We start from the raw sequence: 2,519 nt of genomic DNA, 5'->3' as shown, positions 1-2,519 counted from the left end.
CATCGGCACTCTGACGATCTTCAGCTTCTCTTCGGAGAACTGGCGCCGGCCGGAAGAGGAAGTCAGCGACCTGATGGGGCTGCTGCGCTTCTACCTGCGCAGCGAAGTCGCCGAACTGCACCGGGCCGGTGTCCGCCTGCGGGTGATCGGCGACCGCGCACGACTGTCGGAAGACATCAACCGGCTGATCGACAATGCCGAGGACTTGACCCGCGGCAACCAGGTGATGACCTTGGTCGTCGCGCTCAGCTATGGGTCACGTCTGGAGATCGTCCACGCCGCGCGCCGACTGGCGGAGGAGGTGGCCGCCGGTCGCCTGTCGCATGACGCCATCGACGAAAACGCGCTGTCGGCCCGGCTCTACACCGCTGACATTCCGGACCCTGACATGATCATCCGCACCAGCGGCGAGAAGCGGATCAGCAACTTCCTGCTGTGGCAGGCGGCCTATGCCGAGCTGGTCTTCGTCGATACGCTCTGGCCCGATTTCACCAAGCGCGATCTGGAGGCGGCGATTGAAGAGTTCCACCGACGGGAACGCCGCTTCGGCGCCACCACCGCCGGCTCCCGCTGACACGCCGGGTTCGGTTTCCGCGTCTGTGAAGCCATCCAAAGCGGGCGATCTCAAGGTCCGCGTCCTGTCAGCCTTGGTCATGGCGCCGGTCGTACTGGGCGCCGTGTGGGCCGGCGGTTGGATCTTCCATGCCCTGATCGCCTTCGGGTCAGTGATCGCGGTTTCCGAATGGACCAGCATCGTACCCAGCACCCGCCGTTTGCCGGCGCGTCTGATGGCGGCCATTGGCATTGTCGTGGCTGTCATGGTGCAGATCGCTGCCGGACCTGCTGCGGCCTTCGGTGCAGCTACTGCCTTCGCCGTTCTGACAGCCGTGGTAGGCGGCGGTGCGGATCGCGGCCTGCTTGGTTTCGGCGTGCTCTATGTGGCGGTTGGCATGACCGGCCTGTTGTGGCTGCGCGACCTGCCCGATGCCGGGCTTTCCCTCTTTCTGTTCGTCCTGTTCGCGGTCTGGGCGACCGACATCGGCGCCTACGCCGCCGGGCGCAGCATCGGCGGACCGAAGCTGGCTCCACGCATCAGCCCCAAGAAGACCTGGGCCGGCCTGATCGGTGGCATGGCATCGTCCGCATTGTTCGGCTGGCTGGTGGCTGTCTGCTTCGGGGCTGCCCGCCCGGGCGTCGCGCTGGCGGTCGGGGTGGCCGTTGCCGTGGTCGGGCAGGCGGGAGACCTGTTCGAGTCGGCGATCAAGCGACGCTATAATGTGAAGGACAGCGGCCAGCTCATTCCCGGGCACGGCGGCATCCTCGACCGCATCGACGGGCTTCTGGCCGCTGCCCCGGTGCTGGCCCTGTTCCACGCGGCCGCTGGATCGGTTCTGTCATGGTGGTGAAAGCGGGAGCGACGGCGGATGCGCCGCGCAGCGTGACGATCCTCGGCTCCACGGGGTCCGTCGGCACGCAGACCGTGGACCTCGTCTCCCGCAATCCAGAGCGTTTCCCGGTCGAGGCGCTGACCGCCAACCGCAACGTGCCTTTGCTGGCCCGGCAGGCCCGCCAGTTGAAGGCGCGCATGGCCGTGGTCGCCGATCCCGGCGCCTATGCCGAGTTGAAGGAGCTTCTGTCCGGCAGCGGGATCGAGGTTGCCGCCGGTTCCGAGGCGGTGGCGGCAGCCGCCGAACGTCCGGCCGACTGGGTGATGGCCGCCATCGTCGGCGCCGCCGGTCTGGAACCGACGCTTGCCGCCATCCGCCGCGGCGCCATCGTCGCCTTCGCCAACAAGGAGGTGCTGGTCTGTGCCGGCGCTCTCATGATGGAGGAGGTCAAGGCGCATGGTGCGACGCTGCTGCCGGTCGACAGCGAACATTCGGCCATCTATCAGGTCTTCGATTTCGCGCGCATCGAAAGCGTCGCCCGCCTAATTTTGACGGCATCGGGTGGCCCGTTCCGCACCAGGGACCGCGCCTTCATGGCAGCGGCCACGCGGGAGCAGGCGGTGGCCCACCCAACCTGGGACATGGGCGCGAAGATCTCGGTCGACAGCGCCACCATGATGAACAAGGGGCTGGAGCTGATCGAGGCCCATTTCCTGTTCGGCATCCCGGAAGAGCGCATCGACGTTCTGGTCCACCCTCAGTCCGTCATCCATTCGCTGGTCGAATATGTCGACGGCTCGGTCCTGGCGCAGCTCGGTACGCCGGACATGCGCACCCCTATCGCCTATGCGCTCGGCTGGCCCGCCCGCATCGCCACCCCGGCGGAGCGGCTGGATCTGGTCAAGGCGGCGACGCTGACCTTCGAGGCGCCGGATCCCGTACGATTCCCGGCACTTCGACTGGCCCGGGCCGCCTTGCAAAGCGGTGGGGGCGCTCCTACTATACTCAGTGCCGCCAACGAGGTGGCCGTTCAGGCGTTTCTCGACCGCCGGATCGGCTTCCTCGACATCGAACGGATCGTCGAGGAGACGTTGACGGCGTTGCCCCACCGCCCGCTGCGCGTCTCGCCGC

General features: G+C 67.2%; 3 protein-coding genes. All 3 read left to right on the top strand.

Annotated features, from left to right (window positions below; translation table 11 throughout):
- Positions 1–574 (top strand): polyprenyl diphosphate synthase (gene uppS, locus I71_RS11120; RefSeq protein WP_042694919.1); only part of this gene is annotated, 574 nt, incomplete at its 5' end.
- 25 nt (positions 575–599) lie between these two features.
- Positions 600–1,406 (top strand): phosphatidate cytidylyltransferase, encoded by an 807-nt coding sequence (locus I71_RS11115; RefSeq protein ID WP_307188981.1) that lies wholly within the window; start codon positions 600–602, stop codon positions 1,404–1,406.
- Positions 1,397–2,519: 1-deoxy-D-xylulose-5-phosphate reductoisomerase (locus I71_RS11110; RefSeq protein ID WP_042694917.1), on the top strand; the 1,123-nt coding region annotated here is incomplete at its 3' end. The genes I71_RS11115 and I71_RS11110, both read left to right, overlap by 10 nt.

Origin of the sequence: Azospirillum sp. B506 (genome assembly GCF_000333595.1) — a bacterium.
Classification (GTDB): domain Bacteria; phylum Pseudomonadota; class Alphaproteobacteria; order Azospirillales; family Azospirillaceae; genus Azospirillum.
The sequence above is the reverse complement of the archived record's forward strand: the minus strand, read 5'-3'. Positions and strand labels throughout refer to the sequence as shown.